This window comes from Mesorhizobium sp. M8A.F.Ca.ET.057.01.1.1, assembly GCF_003952565.1.
In the GTDB taxonomy this organism is placed as follows: Bacteria; Pseudomonadota; Alphaproteobacteria; order Rhizobiales; family Rhizobiaceae; genus Mesorhizobium.
Genome location: NZ_CP034454.1, coordinates 2,275,531 through 2,302,358, shown reverse-complemented (window position 1 = coordinate 2,302,358; position 26,828 = coordinate 2,275,531). Strand labels below are relative to the sequence as shown.

The window sequence follows — 26,828 nt, the reverse complement described above, 5'->3', positions numbered from 1 at the left end:
AGGGGACGGGCGTTTTCGCAAAATGCCAACGTACATGTACCGCCAAGCCTCAGCGAATCTAATGCACCGCCGCATACATGATCTTCTCCTCCGTCGCCTCCGCCGGCGAAAACTCCTCGACGATCCGCCCTTGCCGACAGACGAGAATCCGGTCCGACAGGTTCATGATCTCCGGCAGATAGGAAGAGATCACCACCACGGCCAATCCCTCATCCGCCAGCCGGTTGATGATCTGGTGGATCTCGGCGATCGCGCCGACATCCACGCCGCGCGTCGGCTCATCGAAGATGACGATGCGCGGCTGCTGCACCAGCCCCTTGCCGATCACCACCTTCTGCTGGTTGCCGCCGGAGAGTTCGACGACGCGGGCATTGTCGTTGATCGCCTTGATGTTAAGCGTCTTGGTCCATTCGGCCGAAAGCCGACGCATCTCCTGCTGGTTGATCACCCAGGCCTGTTCGCGGCCGGCCGCCAGCAGCCCGCCGAACAGGTTCTCGGCAATGCCCATCGTCTCGAAGATGCCTTCGCTCTTGCGGTCCTCGGTCACGTAGACGATGCCGTCGGCCACCGCTTGGCTCGGCACGAGGTAACGCACCGGCCTGTCGTCGAGCTCGATCGCGCCGCCGCGCAGGAAATCGCGCTTGTAGATGCCCGACACGATCTTGAAAGTCTCCGTGCGGCCCGAGCCGATCAGTCCGAACACCCCGGTGATCTGGCCCTCGAAGATCGAGAAGGAATTGTTGCGCACGACATTGCTCATCGAGATGTCTTGCACCGAGAGCACTTTCTTGCCGGCCTTGCGCAGCCTGGCCTCATCGCGCTGGCGGTAGATCTGTCCCGACAGCGTACGCCCGACCATGGCAGCGACGATCTTGTCGCGGTCGAAGGCCGAGGTGTCATCGGTGACGACCAGCTCGCCGTCGCGCAGGATGGTGATGCGGTCGGCAATCATCAACGCCTCCTCCAGCGCGTGGCTGATGAAGACGATCGACACGCCGTTCGCCTTCAGCCGGCGGATCAGCGCGAAGAAGTGCCGCTTCTCCTCCGGCGTCAGCGTCGCCGTCGGCTCGTCGAAGATGATGATCTCGGCATTGTGGTGCACGGCGCGCGCGATCTCGACCATCTGCCGCTTGGCGGCACCCAGCGTCGCCACCATGGCGTTCGGATCGACCGGGAAATTCAGCGCCTGCAGGAACTGCTGTGCTGAAATATACGTGCCGCGCAGCCGGTTGAGGAATTTTTCGGTACCGAGATAAAGGTTTTGCGCCACCGTCATCGACGGCACCAGGCTGGTCTCCTGGAACACCATGGCGATGCCGGCCTCGAGCGCCGCATGCGGCGAAGCGTAGGCGATTTCCTGGCCCTTGTGGAACATCTTGCCCGAGGTGGCGTCGACGACACCGGCGATGATCTTGGTCAGCGTCGACTTACCGGCGCCGTTCTCGCCGAGCAGCGCATGGACCTCGCCCTTACGCAGCTCAAAGGTGACGTTTTTCACGGCGGGCACGCCGCGATAGTTCTTGGTGACGTTTTCCAGACGAACGATCGGTTCCATCACAATCCTCCCGCGTCGACGGAAAGCACGCAATCGCCGCCCTTGGAGGCGATGAACAGTTGGCGATCCCTTTCCGCCACGCTGCAGATGCCGTGGCGCGTGCCGTTGGCGCGGCTATGCAGGCTGAATTGCGGCTGCATGTTCCGATCGAGCCTGACCACCAGCCCGTAGGAACGGCTGGGCGACCACGGCTTATGGATACCCATGGTGCGGATGCCGCCGCATTGCAGCGGTTCGAGAAAACTGCGGCTGGACGCCAGTGACGGTGCGATCCAGTAGGCCGGCGGCACCTGTTCGATCATGTCCTGCCGGTAATGCGTTTCCTGCAGCACGAATTCGATCAGCCGGTTGCGCGGCGCGAACACCGCCAGCCACTCCCCGCCATCGCCGGCCGGCGACAGCCGCGCGGGATAGCCGGGCAGATGCGTCAACACGGTCGAGCGATTGCCGCTCGCGCCATCGAAGCGCATGAGCCGATGGCGCCAGCTCTCGCTCACCAGCACGTCCCTGCCTAGGGGATGGAGCCCGTAAGGGAACGCGATGTCGCCGGCCAGCTTGCGGAACTCACCGCCTGCCGCATCCCGCTTCCAAAGCGAACCGGAGGAGCCCTTCTTCATCAGGTCGGCCGCCCATTGCGACGGCGTATGCTCGGCCGACCCATTAGCCAGCCAAAGCACGCCGTCCTCGGCATAGGCAAGAGCGGTGATGCAGCGGATTCCGGCTGGCAGCGACACCTCCCTGCCCGCGATGAACAGCTTGCCGCTCTCCAGCCCTACCGTGAGTTCGCCTGAAGGCGACACCGCCAGCGCCGTGACAGGAGACGGAAAGGTCTCGACCACGACAGATTCTACACCGACAGCGATCGCGTAGACGGCGTTGCCGCTGGAGGCGAGCAGCCGGCCACCGGCAACCAGCAGATTGTCGGGCTCGCTCAGTTCGGCGAACGCCGGCGCATCATCCAGTCGCGTGTTGGGTCTAAAGGCGCCGTCGAGCGGCGGGATGGTCACTGCCTTGCCGCGAAACATATCCAGGATCGGATCGAGGATCACAGCTGCGCCCCCCAGTAGGAAGCGGGGCTGGTCCAGTTCGGGTCGGCGCCCGCAATCTTGTAGCGGCCGATACGGTTGTTGAGGATGCCACCGACGAACAGATATCCCTTGTGCTCGCGCATCGAGGTCACCATCGGATGCGCGCCGCCCGTCAAGTCGCCCATCGCCTCGACGATGCCGCCCTTCTCGTTGAATTTCACCACGCCGCCGGTGTTGATGTTGGGAAACAGCCATTCGTCCTGCGGCAGCCGGCGCGTCATGCGCTTGCGCATGTCGGGGTGGCGCAGCGACAGGTCGAAGCTTGGCGTTCGCATGCCGAGCCACGCCATCCAGTAATTGCCGTCGGACGCCCGGTTGATGTTGTCGGGATAGCCCGGCATGTCACGGATGACGCATTCGGCGGTGCCTGCCTTCGGCCCTTCCAGCCAGTAGCGATGCACGCGGCAGGCCCAGCTTTCGGCGAAGAACAGCGACTTGCCGTCATGCGCCATGCACACACCATTGGTGTAGCGATAGCCATCGAGCAGCGTCTTCGTCGACCCATCCCTGGGATCGTAGACCAGCAGCCGGCCGGTGGCGCGGTTCTCGATCGAGTCCAGCGCCCAATCGTGGGCGTCATAGCGCTTCGTTGAATCAGTAAAATAGATGCGGCCGTCCGGCGCGATATCGCAATCATTGGGATCGCGCAGCCGTGCATCGTCGACGATCGACGTCCAGGAACGCGACGTCTCGGCCGACAGACGCTTCACCTCGCGCTCAGGCGACACGGAATAGAGTCCCATGGCGCCGACGCAGCTGATCAGATTGCCTGATTTGTCGAAGGCGAGCCCCAGCGGAAAGCCGCCAATATGGGCGAACACTTCGGACCTCACATAATCGGGCGCGAAGAAGCGGACGATCTCGCCGTGACGCGTGCCGCAATAGAGATTGTCGTCGCGATCGAGAATGACGTCTTCCGGTCCCTCCAGTTCGCCAAGCCCGATATGGTCGGCTGAAGACAACCGGTTGTCGAGTGCGTAAGGCGTGCCGGAGCCCGGCACCGCGGACTGTGTTTCGCCCATCTTGAGATAGACCGGCGCGACATAAACCTCGTTCAGCACCTTGTGGCGGTTCTTCAGCCAGCGGATGTCGATGGTCACCGCGACCGCCAGCATGATGCCCAGCACCATCTGGTTGGTGCCGGTGCCATAGCCAAGCCGGATCAGCCCGTTGGTCATGGTGAGCACGATGATGGCGCCCATCAGGCCCTTGATCACCGAGCCACGCCCGCCGCCGAGGCTGACCCCGCCGACCACGGCCGCCGTCAGCGCCATGATCTCCAGATTGAGGCCGGTGCCCGGCCCCGCGCCGCTCAGGCGGCAAGCGATGAGAAAGCCGCCGATCGAGGCGCAGAAACCGGAAAAGACATAGGTCATGAACACGGTGCGGCGCACCCGGATGCCGGCATTGTGCGCCGAGCGCCTGGAGCCGCCCACCGCCAGCACGTGCCAGCCGGGACGAGACCGCGTCAGCGCGATATGGGTGACAATGGCCAGGATGATTGCCAGCCACACCGAGACCGAGAGGCCCCAGAAGGTGCTGTCGCCGATGAAGTCGAGCACGTCAGACGTCGCGGTCGAAAGCTGCACATCGGCGGCATAGGTGGTGACCAGGATGTCGAACAGCGCACGCCCGAAGATGAAGGTCACCAGCGTGGTGAGGAAGGCGCGGAGCCTGAGGTAGCCGACGAGGTATCCGTTGATGGCGCCAAACACGAGGCCGGTAGCGAGCGACGCGGCCAGCGCCAGCCAGATCGACTGTTCGAGGATGAAGAAGACATAGACAGCGGAGAAACAGGACAGCGCGAAGATCGAGCCGACCGAGAGATCGATTCCGCCGCCCAGCATCACCACGGTCATGCCGGTGACGACCATCGAGAACTCGCCGAGCTGACGTGTCGATTCCTGCAGCGAGGAGAGCTTGAAGAAGCCCGGAATGATCGAGCCGAAGGTCGCCAATGTCACCACCAGCGCCAGGAAAGGAATGGCGTTGTCGGTCCAGCGCTTGGTCAGGATCTCGCCGACCAGATGGTCGGGCACGAGATTGTAGCGCCAGGACTGGAGGCGTTCGCGAAAGGTCATCAGGTCACTGCGGCAAGAGAAACAAGAGAAAGAGGCGGCCGGACGATCCGGCCACCTCGTTGAGGTCTTTAGAAAACGATCGGCTTATTTCGCCGCCGCTTCGGCCTGCAGCGCCTTCAGGTCCCAGCAGCTGTCGGGCTTGAGGTCGGCCTTGGTCGTCGCCTTCTCCAGCGTGTAGATGTAGGTGTGCGAGGTGCCGGCCGGCTGGCCGCTCTGCAGCAGGAATTTTATGATGGCGTTCATGTCGCCCGACTGGCGGGCAAGATCGGTCATCACCACGGCGCCATAGGTGCCGTCGTTCAGCTTGTCGCAATCGGCCGCCTTTTCGCCGCCGCCGGTGGTGACCAAAAACACCTTGCCGTCGAGCTTGGCGTCGCGGATCGCGGCGGATGCGCCGGTCGCGTCACCATCCCAGAAATCGATGATCGAGCAGATGTCGGGGTTCTGCTGCAGCATGGTCGTGGTCACATTGCGCGAAGTCGTGGCATCCCAGTTGGAGTCCGGCTTGGCCACGACCTTGAAGTCGGGATGCTTGTCCAGCACCTTCATGATGCCGGCATACTGGTAAAGGCTGGAGGAATTGGCCTGGTCGCCCTGCACCAGGCCGATTTTCTTGGACGAGTTTTCGCCGCAGCCCTTGATCGCCGCTTCGGCCTCGAGCTGGCCGAGGCGGTCCCAGTCGCTGCCGACAAAGGCGTCGGCGGGAAAATTCGCAGGATTGTCGACCAGGATCACATAGGTGCCGGCCGCCTGCGCCTTCTTCATCAGCTTGGAATAGGAGTTGAGGTCCGGTGCATGGATGATCAGCACATCTGGTCTTGTGTCCGAAGAGATCGCATCGGTGATCGCCTGCGCGCCGGCATCGACCACCCAGTTCGGATCGCGCGTCTCGAACGTGCCGCCCCAGGCCTCGACCTCCTTCTTCAGGTAATGCGCCCAGCCCTGCGCCAGGTCGAAGCCCATCGCCAGCGGAACCAGCATGACGCGCTTGCCTTTCAGCGCTTGTGCATAGGCAGCAGGGCCTGGATCGTCAGCGGCGAAGGTCGGCGCCACGAAGGCGGTGACGGCAAGGGCCGTGGCGGCCGCCATGAGTGTTCTGATCAGTTTCATGTGTCATCCTCTGGTTCGGTTTTCATTGCCGGCAGATCGTTCCGATCGCACCGGGTACCCCGAGCAAGATGGGCTAGCCCATCTGCTCTAAATGTCGCCCTGCTGCGCGGTCTGTTCGTCGCGCGGATTGATGATGCCGTCGACGATGATGGCGCCGAGCAGGATCGCCGCCTTGATCAGGTTCTGGTAGAGCAGCGGAATGTCGATGATGGTCATGGCGTTGAGCAGGATGCCGATCAGTGCTGCGCCCACCAGCACGTTGCGCACCCCGCCTCGCCCGCCCGACAGCCCGATGCCGCCGATCACCGCCACCAGCACGATGTCGTAGAGCAGCGTCGAATTGACGACCCGCGTGTTGATCGAATGCAGGCTGGCCGCCGTCAAAAGGCCCGCGATCAAAGCCACGAAAGCGGAGAGCACATAGCGCAGCACCAGCATCGGCCGCACCGGAATGCCGATGTTGCGCGCGGCCACCGGATTGTCGCCGGCGAAATAGATGTAGCGGCCCCATTTGGTGTAGCGCAGGAACAGGAAGAACAGGAAGGCGAGCCCGGCGAAGACGAACACCTCGATCGGAACGTCGAGAAAGCGCAGGCCGCCGAGCAGTTCCACCCAATGGCCCTGAGGCACCGGCACCGCATCCTGGGTGATCAATTGCGAACGCACATAGCCGAAGACGAACGAGCCGGTCGCCAGCGTGACGAAGATCGCCGGCACATCGGCATAGGCGACGAGAAAGCCGTTGAGCAGGCCGATGGCGAGCACGCCGGCCAGCACATAGGCGAAGGCCAGCCCGTCCGGCGTCCCGGTGTTGAGCAATTGCAGGTACCAGGCGACCGACATGGCCATGATCGCCACCGCCGACAGGTCAATGCCGCGGCCGATGATGACGACCGCCATGCCGAGCGCCAGAATACCCAGCACCGACACCGAGCGCACGATGGCGACGAGATTGTTGGGATCGATGAAGCCAGGCAGGCCTATGGCCGCCGCGACGAACAGCACCACCGCGATGGCAAAGACAATGCCTTCCTGATTCAGGCTCCTGAAGTTCAGCCAGCCGGCCATGTTCATTGTCTGCTTTCACCCCGATGGCAGCGCTGCCATCCCTGGGTCGGAAAGCTAATCGGCTCAACGCCGCTTCGTCAAATGAATCCGCGTTCAAAACGCGGGCTTGCGATGAGATTCGCAAAGTGGACGCATTGATTGCCGAATCTGGCGCAATGCCCGGAAACTTAACCGCTTTTGGCAATTGTTTGCACCATCGCGGCGCTTTGCGAAAGCGTCACACCAAGGCGAAAGGCGAAGACGGAATTTAACCCCGCGATGGATGGGAAATTCGATTTCAGTTCCCGGCACCATGGCCGGAAACCTCGGCGCCCGCGGTTCTCGGCAATACCAAGAAACGGAACGACGCCACCAGCCCGATGACGCCGATCACCAGGAAGGCTGCTCGAAAATCGACGAGGTCGAGCGCCGGCCGGTCCCTGGCGATCTGCGACAGGTTGAGGATCGCCGCCGCCACGGCAACGCCGAACAGCATCGCCACCTGCTGCAGCATCGAGGACAAGGTCGCCGCGGAGCTGCGCTGCCCGGCGGCGATATCGGCGAAGGCCAGCGTGTTGAGCGCGGTGAACTGCATCGAGCGCGACAGGCCGGCAATCAGCATCAGCGCCACCACCAGTGCCTGCGGCGTTTGCGGCGAGATCGCCGCGCAAGCCATGATCGATGCCGACGCGATGACGCCGTTGACGACCATGACCGAGCGAAAGCCGAAGCGGCGCAGCATCGGCGTCGTCACCGTCTTCATGCCGAGATTGCCGAGGAAATAGGCCAGGATCATCATGCCGGCGTCGACGGGCGAGAGGCCGAAGCCGACCTGGAACAACAGCGGCAAAAGAAATGGCGTGGCGTTGATCGCAACCCGGAAGATGGTGCCGGCGGCAAGTGTCGAGATGGCGAAGGTCTGCACCTTGAACGACGACAGGTCGAGCAGCGGATGCGGCGCGCGATGGAGATGGCGCACCGCCAGCCATCCGACGACGATCCCCGCCGCGATCAGCCCCACCGTCGGCAAGGCGCCAACCTCTGGATGCGCTATGCGCTCGAGGCCATACAGCAGGCAAGCGAGCCCCAGCGACGTCAGGAAGAAACCCGGCCAATCGAGCGGCTTGGGATCGGCTTCACGATCACCGGGGATGAAGCGGGCGACCAGCGCCAGCCCGATCATGCCGAGCGGGATGTTGATGAAGAAATTCCAGTGCCAGGACAGATAGGTGGTGATGAAGCCACCGAGCACCGGCCCAACGACAGGCGCGAACAGCGCCGGCCAGGTGATCAGCGCCGTGGCGTTGAGCAATTCCGATTTCGACGCGTTGCGTAGCACCAGGATGCGGCCGACCGGCGTCATCAGCGCGCTACCAAGCCCCTGCACGGCACGGGCAATGACGAATTCGGTCAGGTTCTGCGAAAAGCCGCAGGCAAGCGAAGCCAGCGTGAACAGCGCGATGGCGACGAGGAAGATGTTCCGCGCGCCAAAGCGGTCGGCGAGCCAGCCCGACAGCGGCACGAACACCGCCATGGTCAGCATGTAGACAGTGATGCCGATGCTCATCGCCACCGCCGGCACGCCGAACGATTCCCCCATCTGCGGCAGCGAGGTCGAGATGATCGTCGAATCCAGCAGTTGCATGAAGAAGGCGATGGCGACGATCAGCGCCACGCGCCGCGAATTCCCAACTCGGTCGGCTGAAGCTTCGGTCTCGGAAATGGCAGTCATGACGGACCGCTTGAACAGCATTTGGCCGACGGCGTCCAGACAACAGCCAACAAACTTTCGTGTCGCGTCGCGGCCTGTTGTGGATGAGCGGGGTGGCCGAGGAACCCAGACGCATGAAGCCTATCTATATCGACTACCTCAATGCCCTCGACATCGAAGCCCTTGCCATGACCGATGCCGAGATCATCGGCGCGGTTGAGGCCGGGCTCATCGCACAAAGCAAGGGCCAGACGGTGATCGAGCCGCGCGTCCATCTTGAGCCCGACCCGTCCTTCCACGGCCATTTCAATGTCCTACGGGGCTACGTCGCGCCCCTCGATACCGCCGGCGTCAAGATCGTCGGCGACTATGTCGACAACTACCTTCACGGCCTGCCTTCGGAATTCGGCATCCTCAATCTGTTCGATCCGCGCACCGGTACGCCACGCGCCATGCTCGACGCCACCGTCATCACCGACATGCGCACAGGCGCCGTCACCGCGATCGGCGCCAAACATCTGGCGCGCGAGAACTCGAAGGTGCTGGCCCATATCGGCGCGCGCGGCACCGCCTACTGGAACGTGCGCCTGCTCGACCATCTCTTCGATTTCGACGAGCTCCGCGTCCACTCGCGCCGACCGGAAAGCCGCGACGGCTTTGCCGCAAAACTCGCCGCCGACCTCGGCAAGCCGGTCACAGCGGTCGCCGACTGGGAGAGCTGCGTCAAGGGCGCCGACATTGTCGTCGAGGCATCGCGCCTGCCCGAGCCGCAACCGCTGCTGAAGACCGAGTGGATCAAGCCTGGTGCGCTGGTGGTGCCCTACGGCACGATGAGCGCGGTGGAGCTGTCGCTGACCGACATCATGCAGAAGATGGTGGTCGACGACTGGGGTCAGTGCAAGGGCGGCAAGTTCGGCTCGCTGCGCGCCCATGTCGAGACCGGGCGGCTGAGCGAGACGACGCTGCATGCCGAACTCGGCCAGATCGCCGCCGGCCTGAGGCCGGGACGGCAGAGCGATGACGAAACCATCCTGTTCTGGCACCGGGGCCTGTCACTGTCCGATATCGCGCTCGGCAAGGCGATGCTGGCTAAGGCACAGGCGCTAGGCATCGGCCAGAGGCTGCGTTTCGCATGAGCGCGCTCGTCCTCACCGGGGCCGGCGTCAGTGTCGGCGATGTCGCCGCCGTCGCCCGCGAGGCGCGCAAGGTGGAAATCGGAGCCGATGTCATCGGCAGGCTGGAGAAGGCACGAAAGGTGCTCGACCAGGCCGCAGCCTCGGGTCAGCAGATCTACGGCCTGAACACCGGTCTCGGCGCCAATCTCGGCACATCGGTCGAGGGTGACGCCAGCGCCTTCCAGCGCCAGTTACTCGAAGGCCGCAGCGGCGCGGTCGGCGAGGCCCTGCCGATCGAAACCGTGCGGGCAACCATGCTCGCGCGCCTGACAATGCTGTCGGCGGGCGGCTCCGGCCTGTCGCCCGCCGTGTTCGTTGCCCTGGTCGATGTCCTCAACGCCGGCGTCCATCCAGTGATGCCGTCGCTCGGCTCCATCGGCGCCGGCGACCTCGTGCTGATGACCGCGATCGCCCGCCTGCTGGTCGGCGAAGGCGAAGCCGATTATCAGGGAAGGCGCATGCCGGCGGTCAAGGCGCTGATGATGGCCCGCCTCGGCCCCATCGGCTTGGCGCCCAAGGATGGGCTGTCGCTGATCAACGCTTCCGCCGTCTCCGTCGGCGGTGGCGCGCTTGTGGTCACGGACGCGCTGTCGGCTCTTGCCCAGCAACAGCAGGCCGGCGCGCTGACCATGGAAGGGTTTGGCGCCAACCGCACCATCCTCGACCCGCGCCTGCACATGGCGCGGCCAGCGGCCGGCCAGCAGGAAGCCGCCAAGGCGCTGCACGATCTTCTCGCCCGCGACGAAGCGCCGGCGCCCACCACCCTACAGGACCCGCTGTCGATCCGCTGCATGCCCTCGATACATGGCGCACTGATCGAGGCGATCGGCCAGGCAAAACGCGCCGTCGAGATCGAACTCAATGCCGCCGCCGACAACCCGCTGGTTCTGAGCGACGACGGGCTGGTGCTGTCGACCGGCAACTTCCACACCGCTTCGCTGGCGCTCGCCTTCGAGGCGCTCAGCCTGGCAATCGCTCAATGCGCGGCCGCCAGTGCAGCCCGCTTCATCCAGCTCACCGGCTCGGGCCGCAACGGGCTGCCCAAGTACCTGTCGCCGAGCGGCGGTGCCTCGGCCGGTTTCGTACCGTTGCAGAAGACTGTGACATCGATCCTGGCCGCCATCCGCCACAAGGCCAATCCGGTGATGCTCGATTTCCTGCCGGTTTCGGAAGGTGTCGAGGATCACGCCACGCAGACGCCGCTGGCGGTTTCGAAATGCGCCGACATGGTCGCACTGTGGCGACGGTTGATCGCCTTCGAACTGATGGCCGCCGCCCAGGCCGTCGACCTGCGTGAAGGGTTGGCGCTGGCGCCACGCACCGCCGCCGTCCACACGGCGATACGAGCGCTTGTCCCGGCGTTGAACGAGGACCGGCCGCTCGGCGTCGATGCCGAGGCGCTCCATGCGGCGCTTGCCGGTGGACGTTGGCAGGGAGCGTCAGCCCCGGCCGACCTTGTCCAGGAACAGGCGTAGCTCGGCGGGATCCATGTGCACGACGTGCCTGTCCTCGGGATAGGCGCCGCTGTTGACGTCGGCGACATATTCGGAGAATGCCGCCACCCGCTCCGCCTGTAGCCGGTCATACTCGGCGGCGAAGTTGCGATAGACCTTGGAGTGGCGCGGCATGTGGCCTCTGTTCTGGCCAAGGATGTCGTCGGCGAACAAATATTGCGCATCGCAGCCGGTGCCCGCGCCCATCGACAGCATGATCAGCGACGTCCGCTCCGAGATCGCCTTCGCCACTTCGACCGGCACAACTTCTATTTCGGCGCCAATGGCGCCCACTGCCTCCAGTTGCTTCACCGCCTCGAACACCTGCATGGCCGTGTCGGCGGACTTGCCGACAGCCTTGAAGCCGCCTGTCCAGGTCGCGCGCGATGGAATGAGGCCGACATGGCCGATGACCGGAATGGCATCGTCCGCCATCCGCTTGATGGTGGCATAGCCCGCGCTGCAATAGACCGCGTCGGCGCCGGCCTTGTAGAGCCGGAAAGCCCAGCGCAGGAAATCGTCCGAGGTGCCGATCTCGTAGAAATTGTCGCCCGGCATGGTGAACAGGCTGGGCGCCGCGTCGCGGTATTGCGGATTGAGCACCAGTTCGGGCGGGACCGAGACGATGTCGACCTCTGCCCGCTCGGCGGCTTCCGCCTCGTCCAGGCTCAGCACGCGCAGCATGGTCAGCTGCCGCTTGCCCTTCATGGCGCGCAGATCGGCGACGGTCGGTCTCTTTCGGCTCATTGAACTCTTGTCCCTGTTTGTGGATGGCGGCTCTTCAGCCGATCTCGATCATCACCCTGCCAGCTTCGATCCGGACTGGATAGGTCTTGAGGTTGACGCAGACCGGCGCGCCCTTGGCCTGGCCGGTCTTGTAGTTGAAGCGGCCATTGTGCTTGGGACATTCGATGATGTCGTCCATGACAAGCCCGTCGGCCAGATGCGCCTTTTCATGCGTGCAAAAACCGTCGGTGGCGAAGAATTCGTCATCCGGCGAACGATAGATCGCGAAGGTCCGCCCACCATGATCGAAGCGGATGACATCCTCTTCCTCGACATCGTCCACGGTGCACGCTTCAACCCAATCGGCCATCTCAATCTCCTGCGGACATTACCGATCGCTATTCGGCGGCCGCCGACATATCGACCTCGTGGAATTCACCGCGATAGGGCCTGGCCGTCGGCGGCAGTTCGCGCTTGAGGTAATAGTCCTCGTATTTCAGCTGCCTCAGCAGCACCGGCCAAACCTCGCGGTAGGCATGCCACATCGACGGGTTCGGCTCGGGCAGATCATGCTTGATCAGTTCGTGCAGCCTGGGCAGCGCGTGATAGGGCACCATCGGGAACATGTGGTGCTCCACATGGTAGTTCATGTTCCAGTAGATAAACCGGCTGATCGGGTTCATGTAGACGGTGCGCGTGTTGAGCCGATGGTCGACGACATTGTCGGCCAAACCGATATGCTGCAGCAGGCCGGTCGTCACCATGTGCCAGGTGCCGTAGAGGCGCGGCAGGCCGATCAGCACCAGCGGTACCCATGACCTCAGCCCGATCGCCAGAGCGATCGTCGCGACATAGATGGCGACGTGCCAGCGGGCCGCGACCACGGCCTTATGCTGTTCCATCTCAGGGATATAGCTCTTCTCTTCATCCGACAGCGTGCCGAAGGCCTGGCGCACCAGCGTCGGCAGCGAATAGCGGAAGTCGAGAATACCGGTAAAGGCGAGCGCGGCCTTCAACAGATCCGGCGGACGCATGACGGCGATCTCGGCGTCGCGGCCGACGATGATGGTGTCAGTGTGGTGGCGGGCATGGCTCCAGCGCCATTGCACGGGATTGCGCATCAGCATGAACGAGGCGATGTGATAGACGACATCGTTCATCCAGCGCGTGCGGAACGCCGTGCCATGGCCGCATTCGTGCCAGCGCGAGTCGCTCGACGAGCCGTAGAGCACGCCATAGACGAACAGGAACGGCACCACCCACCACGAACCCCAGAACCAGACGATGCCTGCGGCCGAACCTAAGATCGCGACAATCCAGATCACCGTGTCGCGGATCGCCGGCCCGTCGGAACGCTGCATCAGTTCCTTCATCGCCTTGCGCGAGACGTCAGTGTGATACCACTCGGCCGAGGCAAGCCCGGTCTCGATCGCCGCCCTGGTGCTTTCGCCGACCAGGCTGTAGTCACGCTTCTTTGCCATCGTCGTCACATTGACCTCCAATCGTCGCGCACCGCTGGCAATCCGGTCCGCCGGCCGGAGGGCTTGCTTTGGATACATGTCGCGCTCATGTCCTGCCGGCCAGTCTTGGAAAGTCTCCGGAAGGCTGAGGATAATCCTGCTCGGGCTGTCGGGCGATAGCCGCGATCCTGGCCTCGGCCGCCGCGATCTCACCGGCGCCGTCGAGAATCCGGAACACCGCATCGTAGGCCCGGCTCTCGCCATGCTCCAGCCAGATCATCTCGCCGCGCTCGCGGGCGGCGAGATCGCCGAGCACATGGTGGGTCGATGGCTCCATCCCCAGCGCGTACTGCCCGGCCTGGAAATTCTGCCACTGGTAGGCACACGGCAACTGGTCCTTGCGCGTCACCAGTTCGAGACCGAGCCCGATGCGGTCGTTGACGACGGCCACCGGCACCTCGCCCTTGGCATCGGCAGCCATCTCATGCTGCCAGACCTGCTCGCTGAAGCCCGGTTGCGGCGCAGGCACCGTGCGATAGCCGACCTTCTGCGCCGCGTAGCGCTCGCCGGCATGACCGGCCCAGACGACGTCGCGTATCGGCGCCAGATAGCGCGAGCCCTCATCCAGCAAGGGATGGCTCACATTGACATGGTAGAAATACATATGCGGCGTGCGGTTGAAGCCGTGGTTGACGACATGGTCGGAGAGCCGGATCTCGTTGCCGCCGACATCGGCCTCGATGCGGCGGATGAGATGCAGATCCTCTGCGAATACCGCCGACTGCTGGACGATGCCTTCGGCCCACAGCACGCAACGGTCGCCGTCCCAACGCTCGCCATAGCCGGTTAGCCGCGCCGGGATCGTGCCGACACGACCGTGCAGCGAATGAAGCACCGTCTTCCTGCCGGGGTAGTTGTAGCTGTCGGCCGGCACGTCCTCGCGGCCCAGAATATGGTCGAGGCCGCAGGTGACGAGCAGGCCGGAGAAAGAGCGCGCCCAGGCCAGTCCCCCTTCCCCTTCATACTCGTGCAGGCCGGGATGACGAAAGCCGCTTGGCGAATGCCAGCCGATCGCCTGGCCTTTGAAGTCGCAATCGGCGATGTCGAGCGCCCGGTCGACCAGCACGGTGAAGCGCAGGCCCGAGCCGGTGCGGAATTCGAGCATGCGAATGCCGCGCTCCACACCGTCGCCGAGCGTCATCAGCCGCACGCCGGCGAATTGCGACAGCTGGCCTGACCGCTCGGCCACTTGCCGGCGCGACAGCGTCTTGCCGTAAAGCTCTACCATGCGACGCCCTTCACTTTGCCCGCGCCTCCTTGAGCAAGGCCGACATGTCGGCGCCGGTGATGATGCTTTCCACGGTCAGGAGGTCGGTGTCGGCGACCGTCTGTTCGGCGACGATCTCGCCGCGCCGCATCACGACGATGCGGTCGGCGACCTGGAAGACATGGTGGATGTTGTGGGTGATCAGCAGCACCGAATGGCCGGCGTCGCGCACCTCCTTGACGAAGCGCAGCACGCCATGGGTTTCCTCGACGCCGAGATTGTTGGTCGGCTCGTCGAGGATGATGACCTTGGCGGCAAACTGCATGGCGCGCGAAATGGCGATCGACTGACGTTCGCCGCCCGACAGCGTGCTGACCAGCGCGTTGGCGTCGAGCTTTTTCGAGATGCCGACGCGCTTCAACAGCGCCGAGGCGGCTTCGCGCAGCTTGGCAAGGTCGAGCGGCGCGAACACGCCGAGCCAGCCGAAATTGACTGGTTCCCGGCCAAGGAAAAGATTGCGCGCGATGCTGAGGTCCGGCGCCAGCGAGGTGTCCTGGTGGATGGTCTCGATGCCGAGGTCCATCGCATCCCTGGTGGAACGGATGGAGACCTTCTCGCCACGCACGTAGATGTCGCCGCGATCGACCGAAAACACACCCGAGATCGCCTTGATCAGCGTCGATTTGCCGGCGCCATTGTCGCCGAGCAGCGCCACCACCTCGCCTTCCCGCAATGTCAGCGAGGCGTTCTTCAGCGCCCGCACGCTGCCGAAGGATTTTTGCAGGTTCTGCAATCGAAGTACTTCTTGCTTCATCGTCAGCCCCTTGCGGCGTTCTTCTGCAGCAAGGCGTGCAGGATGAGCATTGCCAGGATGATGAGGCCGACAAAGATGTTGTAGGCGAGCCCCGGCACGCCGATCAGCACGATGCCGTTGCGGATGGCACGCAACATCAGCGCGCCGACGATGGTGCCGAGGATCGTACCGCGTCCGCCGGTCAGCGCCGTGCCGCCGACGACCACCATGGCGATCACTTCGAGCTCATAGCCGGTGCCGGCCACCGGCGAGGCGGCGGAGATACGGAAGGCGCTGATCATGCCGGCAAGGCCGGCCAGCACGGAGGTCGCGATGAACAGCCATATCTTGACGGTATCGGCCGGCACGCCACGCGCCACCGCCGCGTTGCGGTTGGAACCGATGGCGCTGATCCAATTGCCGAGCTTGGCGTAGCGCAGGATGTAGATGGCAAACAGCGAAAGACCGATGAACCACCACAGCGATGTGTAGAAGCGGAACGAACCGACGTTGAAGCTGCCCGCGAGCAGCGTCACGAAGAAGCCGGGCTGGTCCCAGGATTTCAGCGGAAAGCCCTGCGTGATGTAAAGCGCGGCGCCACGCACGACCAGCAGCATCGACAGTGTCACCAGGAAGGACGAGATGCCGATCTTGGTGACGATCAGCCCGTTGATCGCGCCGATCGCGATGCACAGCACAAGTCCGGCCAGCAGCGCGACACCTATATCCACCCCGCCATTCTGCACCAGCAGCATCACCACCACAGGCGCCAGCCCGAACACCGCGCCGACGGAAAGGTCGAATTCGCCTGCCGTCAAAAGCAGCGTCATGCCAAGCGCGATGATGCCGAGCTCGGGCAGGAACGCCATCATGTTGGAGATGTTGAGCGGCGACAGGAAATTGGCGTCGGCGACAGCGAATACCGCCAGCAGCACGAGGAGGATAACGAAGGAGGAGAATTGCGGCGAGCGCATCAGGCGCGATCTGCCTTTCACCCTCGGCGCGTCGTCTTCTGCGGCAATTGTCATGACTGCTTGGACCATGCTTGGAAAAACGCCCGCCGCATTGCGGCGGGCGCTGGTTTCTCATTTCTTGTCATAGAGCTTCAGGATCGGCTCGACGCTGGCGGCGTCGTAGAGGCCGAAAGTGTGGACGTCGTAGCCGATCGGTTCGCCTGAAGCGGCGAGCCCGAGCAGCGCCACCGGCATGAAGCCCTGCGCGGACGGGTACTGCCAGGCGGCGGCGTTGACGAAGCCATCCTTGACGGCTTGCGCCGTCTCCTTGGAATTGCCCCAGCCGACGACGGGGATCTTGCCCGCCGGCACACCGGCGCCATCGAACACGCGCTTGACGCTGGCCGCGACGGAATCGCCGAGCGCGATGATCGCCGGCGGATTGTTGGCGACCATGTAGTCGGTCATCTTGGCGATGATGCCGGCCGGATCGGTGCCGCAATCGACCACGTCATATTTGATGTCAAGCGGATCGAAAACGCTGGCAATGCCCTCCGTCTCGAGCTGCTGATAGCTGGCACCGGGAACCTCGACCGGCAGGAAGACCTTGTCGCCCTGCTTCACCATCTTGTGGTCGACGAGGTATTTGGCCCAGGTGACGCCGGCTTCCTTGAGGTCGGCTCCGACATAGGCTTGCCGTCCGGTGGCCGGATCGTCGGTGTTGAAGAACACGATCGGGATGCCGGCCGCCTTTGCCGCTTTCACCTCTTCGGTCCACAGGCCCGGCTGCGCCGAGGTGGTGGCGATGCCGTCGGGCTTGGCGGCAAGCGCCGAGTTGAAGGCCTCCTTCTGTGCCGCCATGTCGCCGCCGCTGAAGGAGATCTTGCAGGTCACCTTGAGTTGGTCGCAGGCCTTGGTCGCGCCGGCGTTCCAGTCGATCCAGAACGCATCCGACGGCCCGCCATGCGACAACAGATAGAAGGTCTTCTGGCCGTCCTGCGCCTGCGCCGTCGAGCCAAGGGCGACGCCGGCGAGCACTGCCGCGGCGGCAGCCAGTTTCCAAGCAAATTTCAACATTCTTTCCTCCTTGTTTGAAGCCGCGCCGCCATGCGCCGGGCAGCGCGGCTAGCTGTCACAGGCCGTTGGCGCGGAACTTCCCGTCGAGGAATGTCTTGGCGCGCGGCACGTCGTCCTCCGACAAATGCTCGATGATCACAGGGATGTTCGGATGCTTTTCGGCGAGCCGCTGGAGATAGAGGTCGTAGTTCAACGAACCGAGGCCGGGCGCCGGCAGCTCGATCTCGCCAACGCCGCGGAAAGTGTGGCTTTCCATCGCGTCGGCGTCGCCGATGTCGGCATGCTTCTCCGACTTGTCGTCGCCCGAGCGCTTGACGTCCTTGGCGTGCGCGATCTTGATCTTGTCGGTCAGCGTATCGAACACCTGATTCAGGATCTGGTCCATCCGGTCGATGTTGTGGGTCTCGAAATAGTTGGTCGGATCCATGAGCAGGCCGAGACCAGGATGGTCGACCTGCGCGAACATCCTGACCGTCTCCTCGACCGAGCCGACGACATTGTTGACATAGGTCTCGAGCAGGAACACCGCGCCGTGGTCATAGGCCGTCTGGGCGAGGTCGGCGATCACCTTGCGGCATTCCTCGAACCCTTCCTCGGTCTTGTTCTTGGGGTGATGCACCCAGTCGGATTCGGTGTTGTAGGTGCCGGTTTCCGAGATCACGTAAGGCGAGCCGAAATGGCGGGCGTTGCGGATGATCTCCTTGAGATAGCCGACGCGCTTGTCACGCTCGGCTTTGTCAGGATGAATGATGTTGGTGTAGCCCGACACGCAGCAGACCGGCAGATTGTGGTCGCGGAAGACATCGCGCACCTTCTTGGCCTTGTCCTTGGTGATCTGGCCGGCCGACAGGTCTATATCCCTGAAATGCAGGTCGAGTTGCACCGTGTTGAAACCGAGCCCGCGGATCTTCTTCGCCGTCTCTTCGAGGCCGTACGGGAAATAGCCCGTGAAAATACCTGCCTGCATCATGATGTGAATTCCTCCCTGTAAGCGATTCAGTTGCCAGTGATTTCAGCTGCCAGTGATTTTCAGCTGATTGAGTTTGTCGAGATTTCGGAGAGCTTGACCGTGCGGCCCGATGCCATCGAGCGGTAGCCCGCTTCCACCAGCGCCATGGTCTTGACGTTGTCGGCGACGGTGAGCGCCGGCGGCGTGCCGGTCTTCACCGCGTGCTGCAACTGCTCCATCACCCCGATGAAGGCATGCGGGAACCACATCGTCGCCCAGCTCGGGCTCACCCACTCGCCGCCGGTCGTCTCGGCCGAGGCGTAAGTCAGTGTCGAGGCGGCACCCGTCGGCCAGCCGATCGTGCCCTTGGCGACGCCCTTGGTGCCGTCGACGCGCCAGCTGATGTGCTGGTCGTCGCGATAGCCCTCCTGGCGCGGACCGGACCAGACGTCCTCCAGCGACACGGCGAGCACGCCTGTGGGGAAACGCAGCGTCGAGACGGTGATGCCGTCGGAATGGTCGAACTGCGTGCGCGGATCCTTGCGTGTCAGCGTCGTGATCTCGTCGGGATCGCCGAACAGGAAGCGCAGCACATCGAGGTGATGAACGCTCATATTGGCGAGCGTCAGCCGGTCGTAGCCCTGAAGGAAAGTCTGCCAGTGCGGGATGGCGTGCATGTCGATCTGCGCAAAGACGATGTCGCCCAGCGCGCCGCTGTCGATGATCTGCTTCAACACGCGCATCGACTGGTCGTAGCGCATGTTCTGGTTGACCGAGAGGATCTTGCCGGCCTTCGCCGCCTCGTCGCGCAGCTTGACCGCTTCCTCGACCGACAGCGCCAAGGGCTTCTGCGCCAGGATCCCTTTGATGTGCTTCTGCTTCAGCGCATGGCGGATCAACGCCGGCTGCTGGTCGGGCGGAAAGGCAAGGTCGATGATCTCGATATTTGCGTCCTCGATCAGTTGTTCAGGCGTGTCGTGGACGGTCGGGATGCTCCAACGGTCGGCGACCTTTTGCGCATTCGCCTTTGTGCGCGAAGCGATCGCCACCACGGGGAAGCCTGCCTCGTGATAGGCGGCCAGATGGCACTCGGCCATGATCATGCCGGCGCCGACGCAGCCGATCCTGTATTCCTTCGTGCGGACCTTCACATCCGGCTCGAAGCCCTTGCCTGTCATGCCTTCCTCCCGAAATTCTGTGCTTGCGGCCGCATTCATCTTGCCAACGCGCCTCCGCCCTGTGCGAAATAATGCACGCGGGCCGGCTCGCAGGATATCGCCACCATCGCATCGGGCCTGATATCGGGCTGGCCGCGCAGCAGTGCCTTCAGCCGCGCCTGCCCGGCGGCGAGCGTCACCACGGTGTAGCCGCCAAGCGGCTCGACCTCGAACACCCGCGCCGGGCGGCCCTGGCCCGCCTTCTCGTTGTCGCTCCAGGGTCTGACCTTGATGTCTTCCGGCCTCAGTCCGATCTCGACTGCGTCGGCCGGAGCCGCGCGGTCGGCGATGCTGAGCGCGCCTTCGGCGGCTTCGACGCCGCTCTCGCCGCGAATGGATTTGAGGATGTTCATGACAGGCGAACCCAGCAGCCGCGCCACATAGGTGCTGACCGGGCGGTCATAGATCTCGGCCGGCGCGCCGATCTGCCTGATCCTGCCATTGTCCAGTATGGCGATGCGGTCGGCGATCGACATCGCCTCCTCCTGGTCGTGGGTGACATAGATCAGCGTCTTGCCGAGGTCGCGCTGGATGCGCTTCAGCTCGACGCGCGTTTCCTCGCGCAGCCGCGCATCGAGCGCCGAGATCGGATCGTCCATCAGATAGGCGTTGGGATCGCGCACCAGCGCGCGTGCGATCGCCACGCGCTGCCGCTCGCCGCCCGAAAGCTGTGCCGGCGGTTTGTGCAGGATATGACCGATATGCAGCTTGGCCGCGGCATCGGCGACGCGCCGCTTGATATCGACGTCGGCGACTTTCCGCTCGACCAGCGGGAAGCGGACATTGTCGAGCGCACTCATATGCGGGAAGAGCGCCAGGTTCTGGAACACCATCGCCACGTTGCGTTCGGCCGGCGACACCGTGTTGACCGGCTTGCCGCCGATGAGGATTTCGCCGGCGTCCGGCGTTTCCAGCCCGAGCACCAGGCGCAGAATGGTCGACTTGCCCGACAGCGGCGGCCCGAAGAAGCAGAAAAACTCGTTGTCGTTGACGGTGAACGAGGCGTCGTCGACGGCAAGCGTCGTGCCGTAGCGTTTCGTGACATTGCGGAAGACGATATCGGCCATGGCTCAGCCCGCCCTCATTGCAAGGCCGCTGACGGCGTCGAAGATGCGCACCGATGGCGCCGCAGGTGCGACAACGGCGGTTTGCCCGATCGACAGCCCGACATCATTGTCGAAGACCGCTTTCACGGCGCCCTCGCCCCGGCCGAGATGAACGATGGTACGTGCACCGATGCGTTCGACGAAGGTGACAGGCATGGCAAGCCCGCGCCCATCTTGCGCCAAGGCCACCTGTTCCGGCCGGAAACCGTAGAGGACCTCGCCGCGGGCGCCACGCAAGCTGGCCGCCAGCTCATCCGGCAATGGCGGCGTGATGCCCAGCGGCCCGAGATCGACGACCAGCCCGCGATCGCTCTCCGCCGGCCTGCCCTTGAGCAGGTTCATGCCCGGCGCGCCGATGAAGCGGGCGACGAACACATTGGCCGGATTGTTGTAGACCTCGAGCGGCGTGCCGACCTGCTGCAGCACGCCATGGTCCATGACCGCGATGCGGTCGGCCATGGTCATCGCTTCCAACTGGTCGTGGGTGACGTAGACCATGGTCTGCCTGAACTGGCGCTGCAGCTGTTTCAGCTCGGTGCGCATGACCGCGCGGAAGGCCGCGTCGACATTGGACAGTGGCTCGTCGAGCAGGAAGATCGCCGGCTCCATGATCGCCGAGCGGCCGATCGCCACGCGCTGCAGGATATTGACCGAGAGCCTGTCGGCCTTGCGGTCGAGCAGGGGCGTCAGTTGAAGCAGTTCGGCGATGGCGCCGACGCGACGGTCGATCTCGGCCTTGGCGGCGCCGCGCATCCGTGGCCCGTAGGCAAGATTCTGGCGCACCGTCATATGGGTGAAGATGGCATAATTCTGAAAGACGAAGCCGACGCCGCGCCGCCCCATCGGCACCCCGGCCATGTCGCGCTCGCCAAACAGGATCTTGCCGCTGGTCGGCTCTTCCATGCCGGCGATCATGTTCATCGTCGTCGACTTGCCGCAGCCGGACGGCCCGAGCAACGCCATGAACTCGCCGTCCGATATGTCGAGGTCCATGGTCTTCAGCGCCGTGAAGCCGCCGAATGTCTTGGTGAGGTGCTTGAGTTGGATCGTGCTCATGCCGGCACCTGCCTTGCCCGCGCCATGCGCTTCATGGCGAACACGGCGACGATGGAGAGCACGACCAGTATGGCCAGCGCGATCGCCGCGACATAACCCCAGATCAGGTCCTGCGTGGTGACCTTGTAGATGTAGACGGAGATGGTTTCGGTGGCGACGCCGGGGCCGCCGCCGGTCATGATGTAGAGCGTGTCGAAGATCTTGAAGTTCTCGATCACCCGGATCGCCAGCGCGATGATGATGATCGTCTTCATCTTCGGCAGCACGATGGTGGTGAAGCGTTGCCAGGGATTGGCGCCGAGCAGCGTCGCCGCCTTGATCTGGTCCTCCGGCACGCCGACGAGGCCCGCAAGCAGGATCAAGAACATCAGTGGCGTCCACTGCCAGATGTCGGCGATCATCACCGCGATCAGCGCCAGCGTCGGGTCCGACAGCCAGGCAATGGTGACTTGCGTGCCGGTGACGGCCGACAGGATGTCGTTCACCGGGCCGCCCGACTGGAACAGCATGAAGAACATGTAGCCGGCCACCGCCGGCACCACCATCATCGGCATCAAGAGGATCGAATAGAAGATGCGCTTGCCGGGAAAATCATCGGCGAACAGCGTCGCAAGTGCCAGGCCCAGCAGGAACTCCGCCGGCACGCAGACGACCATGACGATGGCAGTGCGCTTCAGCGCGCTCCAGAAACGCGCATCGGCGGCAAGGTCGGTGTAGTTGGCGAAGCTGTTCCACATCTCCCAGGCGTTCCACCAGCCGAGGCCCGAGAGCGGCGACCAGTCGGTGACGCTGATGTAGAGCTGCATCAGCAGCGGAAAGGCCGAGATGAACAGCACCAGGATCTGCGCCGGCAAGGTCAGGCGAAAACCCAGCCGCGTGCCCTCATCGCGCGGGGCCAGCCTGCCGCGCACGGCGCCCATCTCGTCCTCCGAAATCGTTGCGGTCACGGCGCTCATTGCTTGAGCGCCCCGAAAGTCAGCCCGCGCACCAGGTGGCGCTGGATTGCGATGCCCATGATGACCGGTGGCACGGCGGCGATCAGCCCGAGTGCTGCCTTGGCGCCATAGAGCTGGCCGGTCATCGAGGACGACAGAGAGGCCATGTAGACCGGGATCGTCACCCATTCGCGCGTCGTCAAAAGCAGGGCGATCAGATAGTCCGACCAGTTGAGGATAAAGACGAAGAGCGCCGCGCTCGCCAGCGGCGCGCGCATCATCGGCAACGTGATGCGGGTGAAGACCCGCAGCCGCGAGCAGCCCTCGACCAGAGCGGCTTCCTCGATCTCGCGCGGCATGTCGTCGAAGAAGGTCTTCATCAGCCAGAAGGCGAACGGCAGCGTGACGATGCCGTAGATCAGCGCCAGCCCCCACCAGCTGTCGGTGAAGTTCAGGAACGCCCACATGATCATCACGGGGATCATCACCGCCATCGGCGGAAACAGCCTGAGCTGGATGAGCGCCAACGGCAGGTTCTGGCCCGAGCCGAAGCGCGACAGTCCGTAAGCCGCCGCCGTGCCCGCCGACATGGCGATCGCGGTGCCGAACACCGCCGACAGAAGCGACGACAGGATCGGCTTCAGCGCGGTGCGGTCGAGCGCCACGATCAGGCTGTTGGTGGACTCACCGAACACGAACTGGAAATTGCTGAGCGTCGGGTTCTTCGGCCACCATGTCAGGTCGGCTCCCGTCGCCGACCATTCGGCGATCGGCTTGAAGGCCATAGACACCATCCACAGGATCGGCACCAGCGTGACGGCCATCGCCGCGAGGATCGCGGCGTAGCGGAATATCTCGAAGGGGACGGAACGCTTCATCTGGCTGCTTTTGCTGGTGGCGCTAGATCTAACTCTTTGTTGGAGCATGATCTTTTCCGAAAACCGGGTCCCACTTTTCGGGATCATGCTCCAGTGCGGAGGGGACGAGCTTTCGCCTCTCCCCTCCGGCCCTGATCCAGGGAGATGGATCAGCTGATCGGATCGAGAACGGTCGGCCAGGCCTCCTTGTTGGTCCTGATGGCTTCGAGCAATTTGTCCTCGCCGATGCGCCGGGCGATCTTCTTCCACTCGGCTTCGGTGTCGGCCATCGCCTGCTCCGATGTTTTTGCCTTGGTCAGCGAGGCCATGAGGTTTTCGTCCAGCGCGTTGTGGAAGGCGGTGGCGCCGGGATAGTTGATGGTCGGCACCGTGCGGGCGACCGTCTCGCGCACGACGTCCATGTGGTAGGCATGATAGGTCTGGCGCACCAGCGGATCGGAGAAATCCGAAAGCCGGAACGGGTCGAGATAGCCGCCGGGGTTGGCGCTCATCCAGGCGTAGATGCGGGCCGAGCCCAGCCATTGCAGCAGGAGATAGGCAACCTCCTGGTTCTTCGACTGCGACGAGACCATGCCGGTCAGCGAGAACCACAGCACGGAGCGGCTGATCAGCTTGCCGTCGATCTCGCGGCCGGGCGGCAGCATCGTGCCGATCTTGCCGGTGACCTTGGAGTCCTTGTTGCCGGCATTGTCGAGGAATTTCGGCAGGTTGGAGAAAGCGCAGGTCATCGCCGCACCACCCTTGGCGAAATTGCCATACTGCTCCGGCCAGCCCCACGAGATCGCATCCGGCGAATGATGGGCTAGCGATTCGACATATTCGTTCGTGGCCGCGATGCCGTGCTCGGAATTGATCAGCGGCTTGCCGTCATCGCCGAACAGGAACTGGTTGGGCGAGGCCATCGAGACATAGCGCTGATACCAGTTGGTGTAGCCCCAGCCCTGATTGCGCAGGTCGGTCGAGCCGAACAGGCCCTTGTCCGGACGCTGGAAGAAGGCCGCGATATCGCCGTGCTGCTTCCAGGTTTTCGGCGGCGCCAGATCGTAGCCGTATTTGTCCTTGAAGGCCTTCTTCTCGGCTTCGTCGCCGAACAGGTCGGTGCGGTAGACCCAGGTCTGGAAGTCGCCATCCAGCGACACGCCGTAGTTCGAGCCGCGATATTTGTTGAGCAGCGACACGCCCTTGGCGCCGTCGACATAGCCGGTCTTGGGATCGTCCCATTCGGGCTTATACTGGGCGACGAAGTCGTCGAGCTTGGCGATGCCGCCAGTCTCGGCCAGATCGCCAAGGCGGTTCCACTCGGTCGAGTAGATGTCGTAGGCTCCACCCTTGGTGGAGATGTCCTGCATGGTCTTGGTGAATTCCTGACCGTTAGGCAGGCCGACGATCTCGATCGGGATGCCGGTCTCCTTTTCCCAGAGCTCCTTGATCGATGGCGCGCCGGCCGGGAAAGGCTGGGTGAGCTGGCCGATCGAGCCGTCCGACAGGCCAAGCACGATCTTGGCCGGCGCCTTGCCGGCCCCCTTCAGCGCCTTGGCGGCCTCGACGGCACGGCCTTCCGGCGTGTCGGGGCCGTATTGATAACGCTCGGCGCCGTCGAAGCCGGTCGGCCCGCCGATCATGCCGGGCGCCAGTGCGTCGGCTGCATAAGCGCGGCCGGGACGAATGAATTGCGGTGCGATACCTGTCGCGGCGACGAACACCGCGGCCTTTCCTCCGGACGCCAACAATCGGCGCCGCGAGATGCGGATCAGATCAGACATTGGAATTCCTCCTCAGGGCCAACGTTTCCTCCACCGGCCCATGAGGGATATTGACGGCAGTATCGGAAGGCTGTCAACATCATAAATGATCGAAACACCTCACAACATCGCAATAGGGCGGGAAAATGCGTCATACCGGAGTTCATACGCCTCTCCAGATGCCTCGATCTGATGGGAAATGTGTTTTCCCTTCCCGGCACGATCGACCCGGGCGACTTGATTTAGCCTGGCGGCTTGCACATCGGCCAAGGCCGGATACATCATTTCCCATCAGAATCGCGGATAGCGTGGCGTTGGCGTCATCAGGCCGGCAGCCGGCATTGCGTGATCCTGATACATTGAGGAGATGAAAGACGGTGCGTTCCACCCTGACCGACATAGCCCGGGAAGCCGGCGTCTCCGCCGCCACCGTCGACCGCGTGCTCAACAATCGACCCGGCGTGCGGGCGCGCACGCGCGAAGTCGTGCTCGAAATGGCGCAGCGCCTCGGCTACATCGCCGAGAGCCCGAACGGCGCGCCGCCCAGGCCCCTGCCCGGCGAGACCATCCGGCTCGACTTCGCCCTGCCGGCGGGCACGAATTCCTTCATCAAGATGCTGCACCGCCACATCGAGACGCAGGCCTTGGCGCGCCCCGATCTCGACGTCCACATCGCCACCATAGAAGGCTTCAATCCCGACCGGCTCGCCCGCCTGCTGCAGGATCTGCGCGGCCAGACGCAAGGCGTCGGCGTCATCGCGCTCGACCATCCAACGGTGCGCGAGGCGATCCGCTCGCTATCGGCCAACGACGTCAAGGTGGTGACCATCGCCTCCGACATCCTGCATGTGCCGAGAGTCGCCTATATCGGCATCGACAACCGCGCCGCCGGGCGGCTGGCCGGCTATCTGCTCAACCGTTTCATGGGGTCTGGACGCCCCGGCAAGGTGGCGCTGTTCGCCGGATCGCTGTCCTATCGCGGCCACGAGGAACGCGAGATGGGCTTCCGGCACATATTGACGGAAGAGTCGCCCAACCTGCAGATCGTCGAGATGCGCGAAATGCTCGACGACCGCGAAAAGGCCTATTCGGAGGCGTCGGCGCTTCTGGAGCGGCACCCGGACCTTGCCGCGATCTACAATGTCGGTGCCGGCAACACCGGCATCGCGCGTGCGCTCAAGGAGCGCGGTCGCGCGCAATCCATGGTTTTCCTCGGCCACGAGGCGACGGACGGCACCAAGGAATTGCTGCTCGACGGCACGCTCGATGCGGTCATCGACCAGAACCCGCGCGTCGAGGCGCGCGAGGCGCTCAACATCCTGACCCATGCCGTCCGGGGGCTGCCCTATGAATTGCACCAGCCGAGGCTGCAGGTCATCTTCAAGGAGAACATCCCGGAGATTTGAGGC

At 63.8% G+C, this 26,828-nt stretch carries 23 protein-coding genes; 3 read left to right on the top strand and 20 right to left on the bottom strand.

Translation table 11 applies throughout. From position 1 onward, the window contains the following. Positions 1-58: 58 nt before the first annotated feature. The 6 genes from EJ077_RS10670 to EJ077_RS10645 all read right to left on the bottom strand — a co-directional run bounded on the left by EJ077_RS10670 (position 59) and on the right by EJ077_RS10645 (position 8,613). The gene (locus tag EJ077_RS10670) at positions 59-1,555 is read right to left on the bottom strand and encodes a sugar ABC transporter ATP-binding protein (RefSeq protein WP_208701800.1); all 1,497 of its coding nucleotides are present in this window, start codon (positions 1,553-1,555) and stop codon (positions 59-61) included. Further along, positions 1,555-2,604 (bottom strand): hypothetical protein, encoded by a 1,050-nt coding sequence (locus EJ077_RS10665; RefSeq protein WP_208701798.1) that lies wholly within the window; start codon positions 2,602-2,604, stop codon positions 1,555-1,557. The genes EJ077_RS10670 and EJ077_RS10665 overlap by 1 nt, the downstream gene beginning before the upstream one ends. Beyond that, positions 2,601-4,724 (bottom strand): ABC transporter permease, encoded by a 2,124-nt coding sequence (locus EJ077_RS10660; protein WP_208701796.1) that lies wholly within the window; start codon positions 4,722-4,724, stop codon positions 2,601-2,603. Before EJ077_RS10660 ends, EJ077_RS10665 begins: the two co-directional genes overlap by 4 nt. Before the next feature lie 84 nt (positions 4,725-4,808). Beyond that, entirely contained in the window at positions 4,809-5,834 is a 1,026-nt protein-coding gene (locus EJ077_RS10655) for a sugar ABC transporter substrate-binding protein (protein ID WP_015317085.1), read from the bottom strand. Between the two features lie 87 nt (positions 5,835-5,921). Continuing rightward, positions 5,922-6,908 (bottom strand): ABC transporter permease, encoded by a 987-nt coding sequence (locus EJ077_RS10650; protein WP_127278341.1) that lies wholly within the window; start codon positions 6,906-6,908, stop codon positions 5,922-5,924. Positions 6,909-7,179: 271 nt separating this feature from the next. Continuing rightward, a complete protein-coding gene (locus tag EJ077_RS10645; protein ID WP_208701794.1) occupies positions 7,180-8,613 on the bottom strand; it encodes a DHA2 family efflux MFS transporter permease subunit in 1,434 nt (477 codons plus the stop codon). Between the two features lie 113 nt (positions 8,614-8,726). Between EJ077_RS10645 and EJ077_RS10640 the strand changes: the two genes are divergently transcribed. Then, positions 8,727-9,728, top strand: a complete 1,002-nt coding sequence (locus EJ077_RS10640; RefSeq protein WP_208701792.1) for an ornithine cyclodeaminase family protein — start codon at positions 8,727-8,729, stop codon at positions 9,726-9,728. Next, on the top strand, positions 9,725-11,242 hold the full coding sequence (gene hutH / locus EJ077_RS10635; RefSeq protein WP_208701790.1) for an HAL/PAL/TAL family ammonia-lyase: 1,518 nt from the start codon (positions 9,725-9,727) through the stop codon (positions 11,240-11,242). The genes EJ077_RS10640 and hutH overlap by 4 nt, the downstream gene beginning before the upstream one ends. On the opposite strand, the gene EJ077_RS10630 is transcribed toward hutH, so the two are convergent. From EJ077_RS10630 to EJ077_RS10565, 14 genes are all read right to left on the bottom strand, one after another. Further along, the gene (locus EJ077_RS10630) at positions 11,207-12,007 is read right to left on the bottom strand and encodes a 3-methyl-2-oxobutanoate hydroxymethyltransferase (RefSeq protein WP_208701788.1); all 801 of its coding nucleotides are present in this window, start codon (positions 12,005-12,007) and stop codon (positions 11,207-11,209) included. The genes hutH and EJ077_RS10630 overlap by 36 nt on opposite strands. A 34-nt stretch (positions 12,008-12,041) precedes the next feature. Next, the gene (locus EJ077_RS10625) at positions 12,042-12,356 is read right to left on the bottom strand and encodes a MocE family 2Fe-2S type ferredoxin (RefSeq protein WP_208701786.1); all 315 of its coding nucleotides are present in this window, start codon (positions 12,354-12,356) and stop codon (positions 12,042-12,044) included. Positions 12,357-12,384: 28 nt separating this feature from the next. Further along, positions 12,385-13,467, bottom strand: coding sequence for a fatty acid desaturase family protein (locus EJ077_RS10620; protein WP_208702970.1), 1,083 nt, complete (start codon positions 13,465-13,467; stop codon positions 12,385-12,387). 85 nt (positions 13,468-13,552) lie between these two features. Beyond that, the gene (locus EJ077_RS10615) at positions 13,553-14,734 is read right to left on the bottom strand and encodes an aldose 1-epimerase family protein (protein ID WP_208701784.1); all 1,182 of its coding nucleotides are present in this window, start codon (positions 14,732-14,734) and stop codon (positions 13,553-13,555) included. Positions 14,735-14,744: 10 nt separating this feature from the next. Then, complete coding sequence (locus EJ077_RS10610; RefSeq protein ID WP_208701783.1) at positions 14,745-15,527, bottom strand: ATP-binding cassette domain-containing protein; 783 nt, start codon at positions 15,525-15,527, stop codon at positions 14,745-14,747. 2 nt (positions 15,528-15,529) lie between these two features. After that, positions 15,530-16,534 carry an ABC transporter permease gene (locus tag EJ077_RS10605; RefSeq protein ID WP_245458716.1) on the bottom strand — a complete coding sequence of 335 codons (1,005 nt, stop codon included), beginning with the start codon at positions 16,532-16,534 and terminating at the stop codon, positions 15,530-15,532. Between the two features lie 57 nt (positions 16,535-16,591). Beyond that, positions 16,592-17,536, bottom strand: a complete 945-nt coding sequence (locus tag EJ077_RS10600) for a substrate-binding domain-containing protein (protein ID WP_208701779.1) — start codon at positions 17,534-17,536, stop codon at positions 16,592-16,594. Positions 17,537-17,591: 55 nt separating this feature from the next. Further along, on the bottom strand, positions 17,592-18,506 hold the full coding sequence (locus EJ077_RS10595; protein WP_208701777.1) for a sugar phosphate isomerase/epimerase family protein: 915 nt from the start codon (positions 18,504-18,506) through the stop codon (positions 17,592-17,594). A gap of 59 nt (positions 18,507-18,565) precedes the next feature. Further along, positions 18,566-19,663, bottom strand: coding sequence for a Gfo/Idh/MocA family protein (locus EJ077_RS10590; protein WP_208701775.1), 1,098 nt, complete (start codon positions 19,661-19,663; stop codon positions 18,566-18,568). Positions 19,664-19,698: 35 nt separating this feature from the next. Beyond that, the gene (locus EJ077_RS10585) at positions 19,699-20,769 is read right to left on the bottom strand and encodes an ABC transporter ATP-binding protein (protein ID WP_208701773.1); all 1,071 of its coding nucleotides are present in this window, start codon (positions 20,767-20,769) and stop codon (positions 19,699-19,701) included. A gap of 3 nt (positions 20,770-20,772) precedes the next feature. Beyond that, positions 20,773-21,864 (bottom strand): ABC transporter ATP-binding protein, encoded by a 1,092-nt coding sequence (locus tag EJ077_RS10580; protein WP_208701771.1) that lies wholly within the window; start codon positions 21,862-21,864, stop codon positions 20,773-20,775. Continuing rightward, positions 21,861-22,820: a carbohydrate ABC transporter permease gene (locus EJ077_RS10575; protein ID WP_208701769.1), complete on the bottom strand. Its 960-nt coding sequence runs from the start codon at positions 22,818-22,820 to the stop codon at positions 21,861-21,863. The genes EJ077_RS10580 and EJ077_RS10575 overlap by 4 nt, the downstream gene beginning before the upstream one ends. Further along, complete coding sequence (locus tag EJ077_RS10570) at positions 22,817-23,677, bottom strand: carbohydrate ABC transporter permease (protein WP_023779805.1); 861 nt, start codon at positions 23,675-23,677, stop codon at positions 22,817-22,819. The genes EJ077_RS10575 and EJ077_RS10570 overlap by 4 nt, the downstream gene beginning before the upstream one ends. 149 nt (positions 23,678-23,826) lie before the next feature. Further along, complete coding sequence (locus EJ077_RS10565) at positions 23,827-25,440, bottom strand: extracellular solute-binding protein (RefSeq protein ID WP_208701767.1); 1,614 nt, start codon at positions 25,438-25,440, stop codon at positions 23,827-23,829. A gap of 356 nt (positions 25,441-25,796) precedes the next feature. On the opposite strand from EJ077_RS10565, the gene EJ077_RS10560 reads away from it, so the two are divergent. Further along, positions 25,797-26,825, top strand: a complete 1,029-nt coding sequence (locus EJ077_RS10560) for a LacI family DNA-binding transcriptional regulator (protein WP_208701765.1) — start codon at positions 25,797-25,799, stop codon at positions 26,823-26,825. Positions 26,826-26,828: the final 3 nt, after the last annotated feature.